This is a genomic window from Exilispira thermophila (genome assembly GCF_055389015.1).
On record NZ_AP042476.1, the window covers coordinates 2,995,501 to 3,016,143 of the forward strand.

14 protein-coding genes are annotated in these 20,643 nt (G+C 22.5%); 7 read left to right on the forward strand and 7 right to left on the reverse strand.

The features are described 5' to 3' along the window. Positions 1-150: 150 nt before the first annotated feature. Together ACZ5EC_RS12740 and ACZ5EC_RS12745 are read right to left on the reverse strand one after the other, a co-directional pair. A complete protein-coding gene (locus tag ACZ5EC_RS12740) occupies positions 151-1,914 on the reverse strand; it encodes an FAD-dependent oxidoreductase (RefSeq protein WP_464302861.1) in 1,764 nt (587 codons plus the stop codon). A gap of 190 nt (positions 1,915-2,104) precedes the next feature. Continuing rightward, positions 2,105-2,905 (reverse strand): FadR/GntR family transcriptional regulator, encoded by an 801-nt coding sequence (locus tag ACZ5EC_RS12745; protein WP_464302862.1) that lies wholly within the window; start codon positions 2,903-2,905, stop codon positions 2,105-2,107. Between the two features lie 221 nt (positions 2,906-3,126). On the opposite strand from ACZ5EC_RS12745, the gene ACZ5EC_RS12750 reads away from it, so the two are divergent. The 3 genes from ACZ5EC_RS12750 to ACZ5EC_RS12760 all read left to right on the forward strand — a co-directional run bounded on the left by ACZ5EC_RS12750 (position 3,127) and on the right by ACZ5EC_RS12760 (position 7,051). Next, positions 3,127-3,639 carry a hypothetical protein gene (locus tag ACZ5EC_RS12750; protein WP_464302863.1) on the forward strand — a complete coding sequence of 171 codons (513 nt, stop codon included), beginning with the start codon at positions 3,127-3,129 and terminating at the stop codon, positions 3,637-3,639. A gap of 51 nt (positions 3,640-3,690) precedes the next feature. Beyond that, the gene (locus ACZ5EC_RS12755) at positions 3,691-5,133 is read left to right on the forward strand and encodes an ATP-binding protein (protein ID WP_464302864.1); all 1,443 of its coding nucleotides are present in this window, start codon (positions 3,691-3,693) and stop codon (positions 5,131-5,133) included. A gap of 130 nt (positions 5,134-5,263) precedes the next feature. Continuing rightward, positions 5,264-7,051 carry a sugar phosphorylase gene (locus ACZ5EC_RS12760; protein ID WP_464302865.1) on the forward strand — a complete coding sequence of 596 codons (1,788 nt, stop codon included), beginning with the start codon at positions 5,264-5,266 and terminating at the stop codon, positions 7,049-7,051. A gap of 32 nt (positions 7,052-7,083) precedes the next feature. Here the strand turns inward: ACZ5EC_RS12760 and ACZ5EC_RS12765 are convergent, their stop codons facing one another. The 5 genes from ACZ5EC_RS12765 to ACZ5EC_RS12785 all read right to left on the reverse strand — a co-directional run bounded on the left by ACZ5EC_RS12765 (position 7,084) and on the right by ACZ5EC_RS12785 (position 16,654). Further along, the gene (locus ACZ5EC_RS12765) at positions 7,084-8,988 is read right to left on the reverse strand and encodes a vWA domain-containing protein (protein WP_464302866.1); all 1,905 of its coding nucleotides are present in this window, start codon (positions 8,986-8,988) and stop codon (positions 7,084-7,086) included. Positions 8,989-9,851: 863 nt separating this feature from the next. Further along, the gene (locus tag ACZ5EC_RS12770) at positions 9,852-10,208 is read right to left on the reverse strand and encodes an MTH938/NDUFAF3 family protein (RefSeq protein ID WP_464302867.1); all 357 of its coding nucleotides are present in this window, start codon (positions 10,206-10,208) and stop codon (positions 9,852-9,854) included. Positions 10,209-10,477: 269 nt separating this feature from the next. Then, positions 10,478-13,015 carry an alpha amylase N-terminal ig-like domain-containing protein gene (locus tag ACZ5EC_RS12775; RefSeq protein WP_464302868.1) on the reverse strand — a complete coding sequence of 846 codons (2,538 nt, stop codon included), beginning with the start codon at positions 13,013-13,015 and terminating at the stop codon, positions 10,478-10,480. Positions 13,016-13,034: 19 nt separating this feature from the next. Next, positions 13,035-13,856: a choice-of-anchor X domain-containing protein gene (locus ACZ5EC_RS12780; RefSeq protein ID WP_464302869.1), complete on the reverse strand. Its 822-nt coding sequence runs from the start codon at positions 13,854-13,856 to the stop codon at positions 13,035-13,037. 395 nt (positions 13,857-14,251) lie between these two features. Then, entirely contained in the window at positions 14,252-16,654 is a 2,403-nt protein-coding gene (locus tag ACZ5EC_RS12785) for a hypothetical protein (RefSeq protein ID WP_464302870.1), read from the reverse strand. 550 nt (positions 16,655-17,204) lie between these two features. Here ACZ5EC_RS12785 and ACZ5EC_RS12790 point away from each other — a divergent pair. The 4 genes from ACZ5EC_RS12790 (at position 17,205) to ACZ5EC_RS12805 (ending at position 20,633) form a co-directional block, all read left to right on the forward strand. Continuing rightward, a complete protein-coding gene (locus ACZ5EC_RS12790) occupies positions 17,205-17,624 on the forward strand; it encodes a hypothetical protein (protein ID WP_464302871.1) in 420 nt (139 codons plus the stop codon). A 156-nt stretch (positions 17,625-17,780) separates the two neighbouring features. After that, on the forward strand, positions 17,781-18,680 hold the full coding sequence (locus ACZ5EC_RS12795; RefSeq protein WP_464302872.1) for a hypothetical protein: 900 nt from the start codon (positions 17,781-17,783) through the stop codon (positions 18,678-18,680). 29 nt (positions 18,681-18,709) lie between these two features. Then, positions 18,710-19,378 carry an ABC transporter ATP-binding protein gene (locus ACZ5EC_RS12800; protein ID WP_464302873.1) on the forward strand — a complete coding sequence of 223 codons (669 nt, stop codon included), beginning with the start codon at positions 18,710-18,712 and terminating at the stop codon, positions 19,376-19,378. Continuing rightward, a complete protein-coding gene (locus ACZ5EC_RS12805; protein WP_464302874.1) occupies positions 19,371-20,633 on the forward strand; it encodes an ABC transporter permease in 1,263 nt (420 codons plus the stop codon). The genes ACZ5EC_RS12800 and ACZ5EC_RS12805 overlap by 8 nt, the downstream gene beginning before the upstream one ends. Positions 20,634-20,643: the final 10 nt, after the last annotated feature.

Sequence of the window (20,643 nt, forward strand, 5' to 3'; positions counted from 1 at the left end):
TTATATTATTTTAATCTATTCAATTTTAATTTATGTATCATTATTCTTTGTATTTTTATTTTAATCTTATTTTATTATATTTTCATTTAATTTTTATTTTAATTTTTATTTTATTTTTATTTTATTTTTATTTAACTTTTTACTTTATAGTTAATTCAATTTTTTTGTTGAATATTGTATATCTTTTTTTGTTTCTTTTAATAGAATAAATGATGAATCCCCTTTTTTAGTTATTTCAGTCATTTTAATATTTTTATGTTTTGAAATTAATTCCATAATTCTTGGAGTGCAGAAACCTCCCTGGCATCTACCTGTTTGTGCTCTGGTCCTTCTTTTAATTTGGTCTAAAGTTGTAACTGGTATTGGTGAGTTTAATGCATCGATAATTTCCCCCTCAGAAATACCTTCACATCTGCATATAATCTTTCCATATAATGGGTTTTTCTTTATTAGTTTTTCCCTTTCAATTAAGGGTAGTGTATTTAATCTTGGAATTATTTTTCTTTTAGGGTTAAAATAAGGATTTTCTTTAATTCCAGCATTATAATATAAATTTTGTAGCATATTGATAGATAATTTTTCAACATATTGTGCAATAGCTGGAGCTGATGCCAGGCCAGGTGATTGTATCCCTGCTACATGGATTAAATTTTGTATATTTTCAGATTTTTCAATTATAAAATCTTCTTCATAAGTACATGCTCTATTCCCGGCAAAATAGGTAATTATCTGGGAAGGTGAAAGTTTTTTATTTAATTTCATTTTTTCAATCAATTTATCAATATGATTTTTACTTGTAGAGTAATCTTCTTTATAATAAGTTTCCTGTGCAGTTGGTCCAATTAACAAATTTCCTTCTATAGTAGGTACAATTCCACCCCCTTTTGTTTTAGAAAAAAGTGAATGAAAATTAATTACTGCTGCAACATGCTTTTGAAATTTACCAGTTTTAATATCAAGAATTGCATCAACCCCTTTTCTTGGATGAATTGTAAAAAATTTATCATCAGCAAGTTCTGCAATATAATCACTATATAACCCGGCTGCATTTATAATTATTTTTGATCTAAAATTACCCCTATTTGTTTTAATCAAATTTATTTTATTAAAGTATTTTTCAAATCCATATACAAATGTATTAAGATAAAGTTCAACTCCATTGTTAATAGCATTTTCAGCTAATGCAATAGTTAGTTCAAAAGGGTTAAGTACACCTGCACTTGGAATGTAAAATCCAGCATGAAACTTATCATTTAAATGAGGTTCAATTTCTTTTATCTTTTTTTTACTATAATATTTGAAATCTTTTATATTATTTTGAATAGCTCTTTTGTAAAATAAAGGGGTTAATAATTTTAATGTATTTGAACCAAGTAAAATAAATTCTCCAGTTCTTTTAAATGGAACATTTAACTCTTCTGTTAACTTATCATAAAGCTGGTTACCTAAAACATTAAAATATGCTCTTTTTGTTCCTGGATGTGGCGCAAATCCAGGATGAATCATTCCATCATTTCTGGAAGATTGATGTTTAGCAACATCATTTTCCTTTTCTATTAATGCTATTTTTAGTGAATATTTTGATAGTTCACGTGCTATAGCACATCCTATTACCCCTGCACCAATAATTGTTATATCAAATTCTTTGTTTGAAAGTTTATTATCAGACATTTGCGGTTTTGATACCCTATTTTTTTCAAAACCTTCAATCTCAATTTCATTAACAACACCCTTAAATCCTCTATTTGCAGCAAGAAATCCAGCATTGTTTCTCTGGTTTAATGTTTTTACTTTTCCACTTAAAACTATAGATTTTTTAGAAATATCAAGTGTAATGTTTTGTAAACCATTTTTAATTAAAAGTTTATGAATATTATCTAGATTTTGTTTTAATTTAAAATTTGATTTCTCCATCTTTTTTCCTGTTTAATAACAATAATTCTTAATAATTTTTATATAGTATATTTTGTTTAAATATTTATTTGCTTACTGATTTATTTGTTGCATAATTTGTTTATTTTTTTATTTGTTTACTACTTTATATGCTTATTTATTTATTTACTTTTCTATTTACATATTTAATAATTGGAATCTAATTAATAAATTAATTTTTTTTATTATAATATATTTCTTTTAGTTTTTTCTCACCAAACAAAAGAATTTCTTCCATAATATTCTCTGCAATTTGTGGTTTTTTATCAGAGATAGCTTTGATAAGTTTTTTATGCATATTATATATTGGTTCTATTACATCCTTATTACTGTAAAAAAAAGATAATATAGAGATATAAACCTTTTTAAATGAGTTTGAAAGAAGTGGAAATAAAAAATTCCCACTTGCAAGAGAAATTTCAAAATGAAACTCAAAATCAATTTTTGCAAAATTTTCATTAATAGAAATTGGTTTATTATCTATATTAAGTCTTAATTTATCAATTTTTGTTTTCTCTGTCTTACTTTTTATTAGAGCTATAATTTCAAGTTCTTTTTTTAAAATATTATTTAGATTTTTAAGATTTTCATTACTTCGATTTAATGCTGCTTTTGATGCAGCATGTTTTTCAAAAATCAATCTTATTTCTAAAAAACTTTCTAAAAGATTGTTATCAAGTTTATAATTATTATAATGTAATAGAGCTTCAAGCAATTCAAGTGAACCTTCCTTTAAATAATTATTACTGAAAGTTCCTTTTCTTGGTATTATTTTTACAAGTCCTTTTTTTTCAAGTTCCAACAAACCTTCATGAATTATTGGTCTACTTATCTTTAATTTTTTTGCAAGTTCCCTTTCAGGTGGTAATTTAGTTCCTATTGTAAACTCCCCTGAAAGAATAAGGTTTTCAAAGTATCTAATAAATTTATTTTTTAAACTTTCATTTTCAATGGGTTTAAGGTTTTCAAGCATTTAAGTTCCTTTAATAGTATTTAAAAAATTTAATAATAAATATTAATAAAATTATTTAATGTTAATTAAATATGCTAATTCTAAATATAATGGCTGGTGGCTATACCACGGCTTATTTTTAATATAAATTTATTTTTACTGTTGTCAAGAATTATTTGATTTTATTTATTAATATAGTAAATTAATTATTGTATTAAATTTTATTTAAAAGGGGATATTTTATGTCTTTTGATGAAAAAAAATGGGATGAAATGGTAGAAACAATTTTAAAAAATTTCAATATTGAAGAAAGCAGAAAACAAAACTTAAAAGAAAACAAAGTTGCTAAACTTATTGCTATGCTTCCCTATATTGTAAAATCTAATTATCCAGAGAGATATTCTTATGCAAATTTTATTGTTTATGTATTTGCTGTTTTAAACAAACATATCTTTTTACAAAAAAAAGGTGAAAGCATAGAAAGTAGAATTAAAGCAATACTCAATTTTGATGGTGGTGATTCAAAATTAATTGAGAGAGCTAAATATTTACTATCTTTAATTTCTCTTGAAGATCATAAAAAAGATATTGATATTGATAAAAAAGAGGGTAAATATAATCCCATATCTGAGGGGGATATAGATTATGAAACTAATAAAAAATATTATATGGAAAAAATATCTAAAATAGAGTCACCAGAAATGGATTCAATTATTAAACCTGAAGAAGCAGTAAATTCTTTCTGGGGATGGTAAAATTTAATCAAGTTAATAGTTTAGCGAATTACAAATATGAAATATAAAAAAATGAAGAATAAAAAAATTATTGACAATGCAGGAATTAAAAAACTCTCAGTATTTAAGAAAATTTCATTACTTGTTATAGTTATTGGATTTATAGCTTTAATAAGTAATTTTATTTTTTTAATACAAATTTATAAAGGTGATTTTTTTAAACTGGTAAAAAACCCATCTATTTCTGTATTATTCCTTTTTATAATAATCATTGCAGTTTCATTTTTTTATGAAAATAGATTTTTTAAATCTATACACATTATTATCTTTTTTTTAACATCAGTTTTAGCATTATTTTCAAAATCTGAAAGTCCAATTGGGACCGAATATATATACTCAATTATTCTTTTTATTTTTACTTATCTAATAGCTTTAAAATATGGTTTTTTAAAAAGAAAATTTGTTGTAAAAACTTTTATATATATAGTTATTATTCTTTTAGCAAATTATTTTAAAGCATATCAATTAACAGGTGATTTAAAAATGAGTCTGGGTGTATCTCTCACACCTATGTTATTTATAATTTTTTCTATTTTTTTTGTATCTGTTTTATATTATGATGAAATTAAAGATATTATCAGTAAGAAAAAGCAACTTCAAAAATATATATTAGAAAACATACAATTTATTAATATTGGAAAGAATTACTCTTATCTAATACACAACATGAAAAATGACTTAAATACTATTTATTCAACAATCAAGATAATGCAAATTCAAATTAATAATTTTAATAAAAAAAATGAAAATAATAATTCATCTATTTTAGAAAAATTGAAACAATATCTAGGTATACAGGAAAAATATCTTCAAAATATTATTTTTAAAATGAATACAAACAGGGAAATTATTAATCATAAAAAAAGATTGGATTTTGAAAAAATTGAGGTAAATAAAATTATAAAAAATGTAATTTCATCTTTTAAAGAATTAAATGATTTAATTTTAGATGTCCAAATTAATTTTGAAAGTGATTTTGAGAAAATTTATTTAAAGATAATCCCTGCTTTTTTTGTTCAAATAATAGAAAATATTGTTTTAAATGCAATTGAAGCTATAAATCCTGATTATAATCGGGAAAAAAATTTAAAACTAAACGATGCTAATTTTGATAAAAATACTATTTCTTATAATTCTTTAAGTATGGACCAAAAGACAGATGTAAATAAACATAATAAAAAATTTATAATTATTAAATCTTCTATAACTGGAAATTATGTTTGTGTTACAATTGCAAATAATGGTCCTTCTATAGAGTTTTGTAAAGGTTGTAATTTTAATAAAAAATCCTGTCTTAATTGTCCCTATTTTACATCAGAATATACATCAAAAGAATATGGGACTGGTCAGGGTATGAATTTTGTTGTAAATACATTAAAAAAACTTAATGGAAATTTAATTGTTAATACAGATAAGGAATTAACTTCTTTTAAATTGTATTTTAAAAACAATTAATTTTAAAAAAAGTTGTTCAAATAAAAAGTTTATCAAAATTTTCATTTGAAATGAAAACAAAAATATTTTGACATCTGAAAATTTTTTCTTAAAATATTATTATATAAATAGTTTTATAGAGGGAAGAATAATGGAAAAAAAAGAAATTGAAACAAATGATGTATTTATTCAATATTTAACTGAAAAGATTTATGGTAAATCTAAGGGAAAGAAGGCATTTGAAATTGTTAAAAAGCTAATTGAAGAAAATAAACTGGAATATAATTTGAACAATATAAATAGGGATACTAATTATAATGAGAAGAATAAAAATATTGAAAGTAACAAGATTAAAAAAACTTCCTATTTTTCGAATGATGATATTTATATGATTACTTATGGAGATACTCTGAAAGAAAAAAGTGAGAAACCTCTCATAACGCTTGAAAAATTTTTAAAAAAGTACTTGAAAGGGATAATATCTCATGTTCATATATTGCCATTTTTTCCATATTCTTCAGATGATGGTTTTTCAGTAATTGATTATTATAAAGTTAATCCAGAATTAGGAGATTGGCAGGATGTAAAAAGAATAAATGAAAATTTTAAATTAATGTTTGATTTTGTTTTAAATCATGTCTCCTCTAAAAGTGAATGGTTTCAAAATTATCTTGAAGAAAAAGAGGGATTTAAAAAACTTGCAATAGAAGTTGATCCTGATGAAGATTTAACTTCTGTTGTACGGCCAAGAGCTTTACCACTTTTAACTAAATTTATTAAAAAAAATGGTAAAGAAGTCTGGTTATGGACAACTTTTAGTGCTGATCAGATTGATGTTAATTTTAAAGATTTAGATACATTTAAAAAGATGATTGAAGTTTTAATTTACTATGTTAAAAAAGGTGCACAGGTAATCAGACTTGATGCTATAGCATATTTATGGAAAGAGATAGGAACATCATGCATACATTTACATCAAGTTCATTATATGGTTAAATTATTTAGAATTATTGTTAATTCTATTAATCCTGAAACTATTATTATTACGGAAACAAATGTTCCACATAAAGAAAATATAAGTTATTTTGGTAATGGACATGATGAAGCACAAATGGTTTATAATTTTACATTACCACCTCTTTTACTTTATACTTTTATTGAAAAGGATTCGACTCTATTTTCAAAATGGGTAGAAACATTAAGATTACCTTCATCTGAAACAACATTTTTTAATTTTACAGCATCACATGATGGTATCGGTGTTAGACCACTTGAAGGGATAGTAGATGAAAAAGGGTTAAATAAAATAATAGAACATGTAAAAAGAAATAATGGAAGAGTATCATATAAAACCAATTCTGATGGTAGTAAAAGTGCATATGAGTTAAATATTACATATGTTGATGCATTCAAATTTGGAGAAAATGATTCATTACATGCAAAAAGATTTATTGCTGGACAATCAATAGCACTGGTATTGCCAGGTGTTCCTGCTTTTTATATTCATAGTTTATTAGGCAGTCATAATTGGAATGAAGGTGTTGAAAAATTAGGGTATAACAGAGCAATAAACAGAGAAAAACTTAATTTTGAAAAAATTGAAAAACAACTACAGGATAAAAAATCTTTTAGATATGAAGTTTTTAATGAAATAACAAAATTGATAAGAATAAGAAGAAAAGATATTGCTTTTCATCCAAATGGTAATTTTAAAATTTTTAATATTGATAAAAGAGTATTTTCTATTTTAAGAGAATATTCTAAAAATGGTAAATCATCTAAAGTTCTTGTAATTGTAAATATAACTTCTGAAAAGTTTGAAATTAATCTTAAAGAAATAGGGCTTAATGATTATAAATATGATATTATAACAAAAAATAACATTGTTAAAAACAATATAATGCAAATAGAGCCTTATGGAATATACTGGCTTAAATAAAATTATCTGCTTCTTTTTATTTAAATATCTGCCTATTTTGAAATTTTTCTATAATAGATTCGATTTCCTGAAGAATAAACAATTGTCCCATCATCCAGTATTGCCACTCCATTCCCTCCTGTGTATGATCCATATATTTTAGAAGTGGATAATTTAAATACAATATTTCCTTTTACATCAAAAACTACAGGTCCATTTATTCCTGAAGTTGCAAATAATTGAGCATTCGGAGAAATAGAAATTTGCCCACCTTTTTCGTTTGCTTCAACAACTTTTTTCCATAATAATTTTCCATCGATTGTAAAAAGTGCTACATTATTTCCAAACCTGGCAAAGAAAAATTTACCATCAGATGAGATTAAATTTTTATTAAATCGTATATTTGTTTTTTCCCACATTAGTTTAGTTGTTTCTTCCCCTTTAGAATTGACAATAAAAAGATTATGATCCTGATTGATTATAACTTCCCCATTGTTTGCTATATTGCAATCTCCAGGTTCATCCCAATCTTCCATAGAATTTAAAAAAGTATTTTCCCATATAACTTTGTTTTGTGCTATATCATATAAAATGAAAAAGTAACTTTTAAGACTCTCATCATTGCGGTCTTCTCTTGCAGTAAACAAAACATATTTTCCATTTAAAGAAAGACTGATAGGTTGATAATTGTAATTTTTATGAAAATCACCCTGTGCACTCTGTATAGCTTCTGGATTAAAATGTAAAATTTGATTATTTTTTATATCAAGTTTATATAATTCACCATAAAATCCATATCCATGGGTATAGACCATAAAATTACCTGAATAAAAAATATTAAAAGCATCTGTAGTACTCCAATCATCATTTAAAATAAATACCCGTTCACCAAGGTTGTTCAAAACCATAAATAAATCAGCATCAATGATATATTTACCATCAGGACTTATAGCAAGGTTAGTGGCATCAAAGCTTCCATCATTATTAACACAATAACTCCAGAATTTAGATTCAGGAGCATTGTAGTAAAATTTTTTAAAATAATTTAAATTGTCTATTTTTAAAATAATTTCTCTTTTAGTACTATCCCACTTCCCATTGTCAGTTATATATGAAAAACTATGCAATGAATGTACATAAGTTATAATGTTATCATAAATATTTGAAAGTTCTTCAGGGTCTTTAGCATTGAAAGATTTCCCCTTTGAAATTGAAGCAATGTTTTGCAATGTTTTCATGTCACTATCTTTTCCAAATCCAATAGTATAGACAGGAATTTTAAAATTGGAGATTGAGTTAACAAGCTTATTAAAAGTTAATTTGCTACCAGGTCCATTTCCTTTAGCATTCTCATCTTTCCCATCAGTTAAAACTATAACTATTTTTAAACCAGTTTTGTCTTTCAGATCTTCTAATCCCGAATTTATTGCATCATATAATGCTGTACCCCCATCTGCTTTAATTTTATTAAGAGAATCTAAAAGATTATCTTTGTCTTTAGTGAAACTAATAATTTTTTTTATTGTGGAATCAAAATCAAGAATTTCAATACTATCTCCATTATCCATTTTATTAATAATAGTTTTTGCAGAATTAAGTACATTATCCATAGATCCTTTCATGCTTCCACTTGAATCAATAACCAGAACAATATTTGAAGGGACATGGTCATAATCACCATCCCCCCAAACTTTTTGCAAAATTTGATTTTCTCCTATTTGAACATCATCTGGACTGATAGAATCACCAAAATTTCCACTGCTATCAAGTGTAGAATAATAAAGATAAATAAGAGGGAAATTAGATGAATCGATGTTTTCAATATTTATTTTAACAGGATCATCTGCAAATATAATATTTGTGGATATAGATGAAAAAATAGCAAATACAATTATTAGCAGGAAGAAAAATAAAAGTTTAACCATTTTATTGGTTTTTAATAAATTCAAAGATTTCATAATTAGCTCCTGAATTTAATTAGTTTAATTAAAAATAATTTATTGATAAAATAATAATAATATTATATTTTTTATAATTATTGTAATATTTATAAGTTATATTTAAATATTACATAATATCAGCATATTATTCTTTTTTAATATAATCAAATAGGTTCTCTTTAATAATGTATGGATAGTTATTTTAAGCCATTTGCAATTTGTTATGTTTTTAACATAACCTAACCATTATCTTTAAACCTTTATCTTTTTTTAGTTATGCTTTTATTATTGTTTTCATTAATTTTTTTATTATATTATTTAAACCTTGTTGCTTTACTATTAGATATTGGATATATCTTTTTTACAAATATTTTTAAATTTTTATATTCACTTAACAAAACATATTAAACAAATTTAATAGCATTTTTAATTTTTTTTTTAATGTGTATATTTTGTTAAAAAAAACTAAAAATTTTTTTTATCCACACATTTTGAAATTGAACCATCAAATATTATAATAATAAAAAATCGATTTTAAATATTTTATAAAATATTGGGATAAAATTGAAAAATGGGTTAAGAAAATTTTAAAAAATATTTATAATTATTACTATATTAATTATCTACATATAAAAATATATTACAATTTTATATTAAATCAATAAAATTTTATGATTATTAAATTTTTTTTAAAAAGGATGTTCTGAAATTTAATAAATAGCTTATTTTTTATATTTATAAGTAATATTTTCAATAAAAATGAAGCCATCTTATAAGTTTTGAGACAGCCTAAAAATAGAAGATTTAAATATTTAATAAAAAACTAAAACAAATAAAGTGATTAAAATAAGAATAAATTGGTTAAAAAAAATGAACTTAGTTTAATAGGTAATGTGTAGAATAATACAAGAATTTTCAGTGTTTATAAAATTTAAAGCATAATCAGTTTTAAAAATATGAAGTTTTATATTTTTAAGTTCTGCTTCTCTAATAAATTCTTTTGTAACAGGAAGTGAACCATAAACACCTGTTCCTACAATTATAGTATCTACACTCAAATCAATATTTTCAAATATTGTTAAAGGGGTATGTCCAAATTTTTCTTTATATATTCTTGAAGGTTCCTTGTTTCTTAAAAGAATTTTACTTTTCCCCTTTTTATTAATTATTACAATATCTTCTTTAAAAGTTTTTCCATCAAGTGTAATAGTTCCAAATGAAAAATGATCAACTTTCATAAGCATATCCTTTATTTTTTGTATTTATTTTTTTTTTTTAAATAGTAATTTGAAAATTAAATTCTTTTTTTTAACAATGCTATTATATAAAAGTGATAAAATAAGTAAAGGGAAAACATTAAAAATTGTAGAATAAAGTTAAAAAAAATGAAAATGTTTTAAGTAAAAGAAGGTTTAAAATAGGAAAAAAGAGGCTATCCTTCAAATTTCAGGATAGCCCTATTTCATTAAATTAGAGTTATGGAAAATCAAAGAAATATTTTACTTAATTAAAAATCAAAAGAATAGCTTTTATCTAAATAGATGTTTCCAATTAAGGAAGCAATATCGTCATTAATAGTAACTTCGTATTTTTTGTTTTTATCAAAATCTTTTTCTGGAATAAAGTAAAGGATATTACCATTCCATAAAAATTTTCCATTTATATTATTATTTATTGAAAATGAGTTTATAATTTCTCGTCTATTCATTTTTTCAGAAAATACAATTTTTAATACATGTTTGTTTAAATCTTTGTTAAATAAAACTTTGAATGATGTAATTCCAGGTCTTTTTGTTATTTTAGCTTCAGGTTCTAAAGTACCTTTGTCAGATTTAATAATTACAGAACCATAAGCTGGAATGGTTACAAGTAAAGAACCTTTTTCGATTTTCAGCTGTTCTTTAGTAAGTTGATGGGAATTTTTATCTGATTTGAAAATTAATTCAAATTTATTATTCAGGTTTCCAAATTTCCATAGCGGGATTTTAATATTGTTTATCTTGTTGCTGTTGTTTATTCCAATAATAAATATATTATCTGAATCCCATCTTGCATAAGAATATACTTTTTTACTATTACTTGTATAAAGTGTTACTAGAGAACCATCAATTAATGTTTTGTTTTCTTTGTGAATTTTTATGATTTGTTTATAAAAATCTAAAAGTTCTTTATCTTCTTTTCCCCATGGGTAAGTTCTTCTACAATCAGGATCTGTCCATCCTGAAAGACCTACTTCATCACCATAGTATAAAGTTGGTGCTCCAGGTAAAGTCATTTGTAATACAACTGCTTCTTTTAATATCCCTTTATTTAAGTTTTTGTTAGCAAGTTCAGGGTTTGAATAATCTTTGCTTGCTTTAAATTTATCAATTGTTGAATTTGTTCTTGTAATAAATCTTGAATGGTCGTGATTATCAAGTTCATTCATAGCAATAGCTAAAGATTGATATGGAAGTTTTGCCATTTTTTCTTTTAATTCATGATCAAAATTTAAAACATTATTATGTAGATCTGCTCGATATCCATAGCTATGTTTTTCCATACCTGTCAAAAAGTAACTAATTGGTTCAAAAAAGGCATCATAATTCATTATAGTATCCCATTCATTCCCTTTTAACCAGCTTGAAGAATCACCATAAACTTCTGCTAAAATTACAGCATTTTTATTGGCTGTTTTTACAGATTTTCTAAATAATTGCCAGAAATAGTGATTAAATTTTGGTGAATGGCCTAAATCTGCAGCAACATCCAGTCTCCAACCATCAGCATTAAAGGGAGCTGAAACCCATTTAGCTCCTATTTCAAGTATTTTCTGTACAAGTTTTTTAGATCCTTCATAATTTAATTTAGGTAGAGTTCTGATACCCCACCAGGATTCGTAATTTTCATTATCTGGCCAGTTATTTTTACTGAATAGATAAAAATTTTTATATGGAGACTTATCTGATTCATATGCACCCAATGGAAATTTATTATTATCATAAATATGTTCCCTATCAAACCATTTATTGAAAGAACCACTATGATTAAAAACACCATCAAGTATAACTTTTATCCCTTTTGAATGAGCTTTGTCAATTAATTCCTTTAATTTTAGATTTGACTTTTCAAGATTTTCAATATCAGTTGTTCTAATAATATATTTTGTTGCAACTTTGTTAATTTTAGAAGCTTTTGAAAAGTCAGAACTTTTATAATTTGGATCTAGAGTAGGGTCAATCGTTTTTCCGCCATCTTTAACAATAACACCATAGTGTGGATCAACATAATCATAATCCTGGGAGTCATATTTATGATTGGAAGGTGAAACAAAAATTGGATTTAAATAGATTACATCTATACCAATTTGTTTTAAATAATCAAGTTTTTGGATTATCCCTTCTAAATCACCTCCATAAAATTCTCTGGTTCTGTTACTACCTTTTGCATATGGAATACTGCTATCTGGATATTGATACCAATCATCAACTTTTACAGCAGGCCAGTTATCGTACATATATTCATTATCAACAACATCATTTGTTTTATCGCCATTATAGAAACGATCAACAAAAATCTGATAAATAACAGCACCTTTCATCCATTCTGGATTTATAAAATTAGGAATAATTTTAAAGGAAAAAGATTTTCCTGGTTCTTTTAATTCAACTCCTCTTCTGGAGTAAAAAATATTAACATCATCTTTAATTATTTCAAAATAATAGTAAGTGAGATTATTCCCCATCTTAAATTCAGCAAAATAATAATCAAAAGTTTTATCTGAAGATAGTTTTTTCATTTCTATTGTATTTCCATCAATAAAATGAAGTAGTACTTTTGTTGGATTATTTTTTAATGTTCTTATTTTTACTGTAACCCTTTCTCCTGTTTTGGGATTTTCTGGCATTCTATAATTAATTGTTGCATCAGAATAAATGTATTTAGATTGTAATCTTTGTTGTTTTTTAGAAAATCCTAAATTAACAAGATTAATTGTAATTAAAAAAACAATCAATACAAAAAATGTTTTTTTTGATATTTTTGAACTTAATATTTTATTTTTCATTTATAAAACTCCTTCTCTTCTATTTTAAAGGTTCATAGATTTTTCCTTTTTCAGCCATGCTTTTGTCCCATATTAAAGTTTTATCTTTATCTGGAATAAAAGCAGGATTGGAATGGTCATCAGGAAATTCATCAAGATCTATCCATGCAATTTTTAATCTCCAGGTAACACCACTTTCCCACTCAACTCTATAAGGACTGGCATCATCAAATGCAAAATATACTTTTGAATCTGTTTTATCAAATATCATCCTAATTGTCCATATCCCATCATTTGCGACTTTATCACCATGTGTTCCATCGTCATACATATTGTAAGTTGGCCAATTTCCACCTGCTTCAGCATGCTCTGTATCTGGATCATATGTAAATGTTCCTTTTATTTTTAAAGGTGGTGTAAATTTTTCTGAAGGGTGTTCCTTATTAACCCATACATTTTTTAATGTATTAGTATCAACTTCAATAATAATAGTTGCAGTCTTTTTTAAAGCACCTTCAGGTAAAATTTTTATATCTAATTTTTTAGTGATAGTTTTATCTTTGATTTTAATAGTAGCAATAATTGTAGATGTTCCAGTTTTTGATGGTGCAATAAAATTAACTTCACCTAAAATGTTAGTTTTCTCTATTTTTCCTCCATTTTGAACTTTCCAGGTAATTTCAACAGGAATTAGTAATTCTGGTCCTTCGTATTTGAGGGAAATAGGTAAACTTTTGTTTACTTCTACTTCTTTTGATTGAGCAACAAGTTCTATTTTTATTTTATCATTGCAAGAATAAAGTGAAAATAGAAGAAGAAGTAATAAAAAAACAAAAATTTGAGTTTTTAAATTTTTATTCACAATAAACCTCCTGTGCAACCGTTTGCATTTTAATGTTTTAATAAAATCAATTTATTTAATAATAAAAATATTAAAATGTTAAAAAGTATTTAATTTATCGTATTGAGATAGCATTATAGAATGGTTTTATAAATAATGCAACCGTTTGCATAATTAACTTTAATTTACTTTTAATATTTGTCAATAAAAAATTAACACTTTTAGATATTTGATTTTTTATAAGCAAAGATAAAAAATATTGATTTTTTAAAAAGAAAACTATTAAAAATTATTAAAGCTTGTTTAATTTAAAAAATAAAAAAAATATTTATTATTTAAAATATGATTTAATTTAAAGAATATTATAATTTAAATAATAGTATAAGAATATATATAATTAAGTGAAGTGGATAATTTTAAATTATAAGATTGATTCTTGAATATTTTAAAAATGGGTTAAAAGGATCAATTTTGATAAAGTTTATATAATCAGAAATAAAGTCCCTTTTTTTTAAAAATAGTTTTAATTTAAAAGAAGCTTTCTTATCAAAAATAGAATTATTATATAGAATATCATTAATTTTTTTGTTTTCTTCCAATAATTGATAATGGTAATAATTAAAATACTTATATATATAATCTATAATATAGGTTTTAAATTTAGTTTGAGATTTAAAATTAAATGATAAGAAAAAGGATTTTAAATAATTTTCATGATCTGATTTAGTTTTAAAATAGAAAAATTTTGTTTTTTGATTTTCTATAATTTTATATTTTATATTGTTTTTATTTTTAGATAAAATTTTTTGCAGATTTTGAAAAAATAAATTGAATACCTCAAATTCTTTATAATATGAAATTTTTTTTAGTAAGCCAAAAGTAAGTTTGCTTATTCTATTAAAATAGAGAAAATCTTTATAATTAAGTTCATGATTTAGAAAAACTTGATTCTTTTCTTTTAAAGATTTTATAAAGGTTGTAGTATGTATTTGTCCATTATTATTTTTTAAGTTATTATATATTTTTTTAAATATGGTAATTTTTATGCTGTTAAATTTTTTATAATTTTCTATTATATCCTGCTTTAACTTAATAATTTTTTCTAAAAAGATATCTGAAATAAATAAAATTATTTCTAGTAAAGTTAAACTTTTAACATATTCAAAAACAGTGAAATTTGTTTTATTTAAAATTTCAGGATTTAGTCTATTAAAAAATAAATTTACAAAATTATTTAAAAAATTCTTATTTTGAAATAAATCTTCTTTATTATATTTATCACAAAGTTGTCCCATTTTGTAATTTAAAATTTCAAATCTATTTTCTTTCAAAATATTTATCAATATTATGTTAATTAATGTATATCCTTCATATAAATTATACCAGATATTATTATTCACCATCAAGTACAAAGTAAAAAAAAATGCTTTTTCAAAGTTTCCTATTACGATATTCATTTCAATATATTTTTTGATAAATGAGTTAATTATAAATATATTGTTATTTTTCAGGATAATTTTATTAATTTTAATCAAATGATTTGAAAAAAAATAGGATATTTTTTTCTTATCTTTTTCTAAAATTAAGTTAATTAAATAATATTTTATATTAACTTTATTAATATAAATATTGTCTACATCAATATTTTCAATTAATTTACTTTTATTAAATTTATCACTTTTATAATAAAATTTAATGAAATAGTTAAAAGTTGAACTATTACCATAGTAATTTGCAAGTTCTGAAATTGATTCTAAAAGATAAGAATTATAATTATGATCAATTTTTATAAACTTTTCAATAAAAAAATTATAAAAGTAAAAAAAATAATCGTACATTCTAAATTCGATAAAAATACTCATCATGAAATTAAAACTTTTTATTATATATGATTTAAAACATTTTTTTTGGTGTTTATGGGTAAAACAAAAATAATTGTATAGATTTAGTGAAATTGGTTTGCTAAGATTTTTTAATAAAAAAATAGAATTTTTATGTAAATTAATCAACAAATTGTTTAAAAAATGGAAACCTTTTAATAACTGTTGATTTTGAAAATGAATATTAATCATTAAAGCATTATAAAAAATTTTAAATTTTTTCGATTTATTTTTTTTATTCTTTTTTAACCAATTAAAAAACAAATTGAGATAATTAAAAATATTATCTATATCATTTTTCTTATAATAAAAATCTAATATATTAAAAAGATAAAATTCTCTTTGTTTCATAGTTAAATTTTTTATTAATAATGATAATTTAAAACATTTTGTATATTCCTTTTTATTATAATAGTAATTTAATAAATTATTTAAAATTCTTGATTCTTTTTTCTTTGGTATTTTTATAGGAATTATTCTTTTTTCTAATAAAATAAAATTTTTATTATATTTAATCAAATTGTTAGTTTTTAAAACCTCAAGCGCTTTTAAAAAATATTTTTCATATTTTGGATATATAAAAAAAATTTTTCTTAAAGAAATAAATGGTTCTTCAATTTTATTACATAAATTTAATATATACACTAAATTTATAATGTACCTTCTTGTAATTTGATGTAAATTAAGATTAGAAAATAATGTGTAAATGGAAAAATTATTATTTATAAAATCTTCATTTTTTTTATTTAATACTTGGAGTAGCAGCGGAATATTGATATTAGTATATTTTCTTTTAAAACAAAGTACTTTTCTCAAAGTTTCATATTTGTATCCTGTTTGATGAGAAAAATCTTTAATAGTTAAATTGTTTTTTTTAATATACTTTTTTATTAAATTGATCTCTTTTTTATATTTATCAACTTCAAACTTTTTAATCATTTTTAAATCCTGCTACTTAAGTTTGTCAAAAATTTTGCAGTGTGTTTACTATTAATTTTAAAATTTCAAATTAATATAGAAAAAACTTTATATTATTTTTTTACTTTATTATACAAATTATTGTAAGTTAACTTTTAGTTTAATTTTTAAATAATTTTTAATAATAATATTTTTTAATAACTTATAAAATGAAATATTTTTAAAGTCAAGTACAAAACTGTATTTATATTTTTTAAAATAGTAATTATGATGTTATAAGTATTTTATTTATTGATAGGGTATCAAATAAACCTTAAAATTTAAATGACCTATTACCCCCCCTTATAATTACACTATTTTATTAGTTGACTAAAATAATAATTAAATATTAATTAGTGCTAATCAATGTTTAAAAATATGAAATGATTTGGTTTTTAATAAAAATTATTGTCAATATGTAAAGCATGCCTATTTATGTATATTAATAAAAAAGGAGGTTGTTTAATGAAATTATTAAAATCTAAATTATTAGCTAAGAAAGTTGAAGCACATGGAGATCCTTCAACTGCTTATGCAGCAGCATAAAAAACTTAATAAATTATTTGGTTTTTTTTCCTGGCCAATTACATTAATCTTTTTTTTAATTTTCTTTGATGAAATAGGTCATTTTTTTTATGCTACTAAATTAAAATTAAAATCCTCTTTTGGTTACTATTGTTATGATTTTAAGTTATTTAGAATTAAAATATTATTTTTTATATCAATAGAAAAAATAAAAGATAAAAATATATTGAAAAAATTTTATATTTCAGGTTTTATGTCAGCATTTTTATTTTCTGTATTATTAATAATAATAAGTTATATATTAAAATTAAAATTATTTTTTCTTTATTCTACTATAGTATTAATAATTCATTTAATAACTAACCTTTTAACTAAAGAAAGTGATCTTAAAAACTATATTAAGTTGAACAAACTTAGTATTTCATGAAATAGATATAGAAATAAATAAATATAGAAAAATTAATATAATGTAGTTATTGAAAATAAAAAATGAAGATTAGATATAAAAAATAATAAAACTTATATTAGTATTTTGAAAAAGTATTGAGCAGTTACAAAACAAATCTATATAAAGGGAAGATAAATGAAAATGAATAAAAAATCTACTTTTGTTTTTTCTATATTATTTTTAATTTTATTAATTTCTATTAATTATATATCTATTTTTGCAAATTCTACTGAATCTTCAAAATATTATTTTAAAGGTTTATTAAAACCATTTAATTCTTATAACCAGTATCTGGAAGAAAAATCAATAAATGATGATGCATTCAAATTCAAAGAAGCAATATTATTTTACTATAAGGGTAGTATTATTTTTGCAAAATTAACAAATAATTTTATAGAAAATAATAATAGTGATTCCAATAATAAAGATAATTCTTATAAAAAGAGTGATGATTCAAAAAGATTATATGAAATAAATGAAAATGAACTAAAAAAGGAAATTGGTTTCAATTATATTGATAAAGCATTAAATTATTTTGAAAAAAAATGGAAAAAGGATAAAAGTGATCCTTTTTTAAATTATCTTTATGCTCAATGTTTAATGTCATATGTTGGTTATATCTATCAATTTAAGATAAAAAAAATTTCATTAAATAAAATTCAAAATATTTATTTTAAAGCTAAAAATTTAGTAAACTTATCAATAATGAAATTACCAGAAAATATTGATTTAAGATTTTTTAGAATTTCTATTACTTTTAAAATGCCTAAAGATGTTGGGATGAGACCAGATGAACAGATTCTTAAAGATGCTGATATATTTATAAAAAATTTTAAATACATAGATGAAAAAGATATTGAAGAATATAGAGTTCAATTGAACTTTATTTATTTAATAAAAAGTATGATCCTGTATGACAATAAAAGAAAAGATGAAGCCAGATCCTGTTTTTTAAAAGTTCAAAGTAACTTACTTAAAGTAAAGATTTATTCTGATATTTATGATGATATGAAAAAGAAATTAAAAATTAAATAAGATAGTTTTTTGTATTAGAGAGGGAGTATATGATTGAATTAAAAAATATAACAAAACAATTTATCAATGGAAAACTCAAAACAAATGCTCTAAATGGGATTAATTTAGAAATAAATAAAGGTGATTTTATTTGTATTACCGGTGATTCAGGAAGTGGGAAAACAACTTTATTACATATTTTAGGATTAATAGAAAAACCAACAAGTGGAGAAATTTTATTTAATGGGAAAAAAGTAAATGAATTTTCTTCAAGAATGATAACATATTACAGAAAAAACAATATAGGAATAGTATTTCAAAATTTTTCATTAATTCCTAATTTAACCTGTTATGAAAATGTTTTATACCCTCTCTTATTTTCGTCAGTTCCTTATAAAAAAAGGAAAGAAATAGTTAAAAAAATTTTGTTTGATTTAAAAATTGAAAAACTTAAAAATCATTTTCCCTCTGAACTTTCTGGAGGTGAAAAACAAAGAGTTGGAATAGCAAGAGCTATTGTTCATTCTCCCACTCTTGTTATTGCAGATGAACCTACAGCGAATCTTGATTCTAAAAATTCTCAAAATATTATAGAATTGCTTAAAAAGATTTCTAAAGAAAAAAATATTACTGTGATTGTAGCTAGCCATGATGATACGGTGATTAACAAATCTGAAACTATTTATAAATTAAAGGATGGAAGGATAAGTAATGAATAGTTTTGTTGATATTTTAAACTTTATTCTTATATGTATAAGAAATGTTTGGAGAGAACGGAAAATTAGTATTTTAACAATTTTAGGAGTTTTTTTTGCTACTTTAATAATAATTATCTATTCAATTTATACTGATATGTCAGTTAAGGGGAGTTCATTTGTGGCTAGTAGTTGGGATATAGGGGATTTTCAAATATCTACAGACAATTTTTTTAAAAATTATCTTTTAAAATCAAATTCAAAAATAGAACATAAGCTTGATTATAATAATTTTGAAAATTTATTTGATGATATTCTCGAATTGGATGAAATAGAAATTGTAACTCCAAGAATTTATTTTACTGGAACAATCAAAAAAGGTGATAGGTATCAATTTGTGAATGCAAGAGCTGGACTTCCAGAAAATGAAATTTTTATTTCTCCATCAATAAATTCTGGAAATTTTATTTCTGCAAATAATCCCTTTAATGTTGTAATAGGTAAAGATCTGTTTAAGAAACTGGGATGTAATTTAAATGATTATGTTGAAATTAGCTCTCCAGAATTTAACAATAAAACAATTAAATTTAAAGTTGTGGGTACTTATTTTAATCCTTTATTTGAGCAAAAAAATATTGTTATAATCCCAATAAATGCAATCTGGAAAACTTCTAAAAAAAGATATTTTGATACTATTATAATAAAGGTTAATAATAATAATTATATTAATAATAAAAAATTTGAATCTTCATTAAAAACTGCTTTACAAAATTTAATTATAAAAGATACAGGAAATCCAAATATAGAAGTTAAAAGTGTAAATGAACTTGCAGTTTTTTATAAAGGAATTGCAAAAATGAATAACACTCAATCAATGGTTTTTAAAATAATTTTATGGATTTTGACAATATTTTTTATTTTTAATACATTGACAATTGTAATTTTTAATAGAACAAAGGAAATTGCAATTTTAATAGCTATAGGCAATTCAAAATTTCTTATTATTATTCAATTTATAATAGAAGGATTGATTATTGGCATTATAGGAGCTACTATTGCAGGTTTGTTAACAACATTTACAATTAATATTATAAATAAAATTGGTATAACAATTCCAGCTGGAATTGCATCGATTGAACCTATGAAATTATATATAATGAACAATCCAGTTGTAACATTTCATAATGTTTTATATATGATAATAATAACACTTTTTTCCTCAATTTTGCCTGCTTTAAAAACATTAAAAATAAATATTGGCAGAGAAATTCGTGAATAAAAAAAATAAG

Coding starts and splice junctions, on each gene's coding strand:
- ACZ5EC_RS12740 (WP_464302861.1), bottom strand. CDS start 1,914: ATGGAGAAATCAAATTTTAAATTAAAACAAAATCTAGATAATATTCAT.
- ACZ5EC_RS12745 (WP_464302862.1), bottom strand. CDS start 2,905: ATGCTTGAAAACCTTAAACCCATTGAAAATGAAAGTTTAAAAAATAAA.
- ACZ5EC_RS12750 (WP_464302863.1), top strand. CDS start 3,127: ATGTCTTTTGATGAAAAAAAATGGGATGAAATGGTAGAAACAATTTTA.
- ACZ5EC_RS12755 (WP_464302864.1), top strand. CDS start 3,691: ATGAAGAATAAAAAAATTATTGACAATGCAGGAATTAAAAAACTCTCA.
- ACZ5EC_RS12760 (WP_464302865.1), top strand. CDS start 5,264: ATGGAAAAAAAAGAAATTGAAACAAATGATGTATTTATTCAATATTTA.
- ACZ5EC_RS12765 (WP_464302866.1), bottom strand. CDS start 8,988: ATGAAATCTTTGAATTTATTAAAAACCAATAAAATGGTTAAACTTTTA.
- ACZ5EC_RS12770 (WP_464302867.1), bottom strand. CDS start 10,208: ATGAAAGTTGATCATTTTTCATTTGGAACTATTACACTTGATGGAAAA.
- ACZ5EC_RS12775 (WP_464302868.1), bottom strand. CDS start 13,015: ATGAAAAATAAAATATTAAGTTCAAAAATATCAAAAAAAACATTTTTT.
- ACZ5EC_RS12785 (WP_464302870.1), bottom strand. CDS start 16,654: ATGATTAAAAAGTTTGAAGTTGATAAATATAAAAAAGAGATCAATTTA.
- ACZ5EC_RS12790 (WP_464302871.1), top strand. CDS start 17,205: ATGCAGCAGCATAAAAAACTTAATAAATTATTTGGTTTTTTTTCCTGG.
- ACZ5EC_RS12795 (WP_464302872.1), top strand. CDS start 17,781: ATGAAAATGAATAAAAAATCTACTTTTGTTTTTTCTATATTATTTTTA.
- ACZ5EC_RS12800 (WP_464302873.1), top strand. CDS start 18,710: ATGATTGAATTAAAAAATATAACAAAACAATTTATCAATGGAAAACTC.
- ACZ5EC_RS12805 (WP_464302874.1), top strand. CDS start 19,371: ATGAATAGTTTTGTTGATATTTTAAACTTTATTCTTATATGTATAAGA.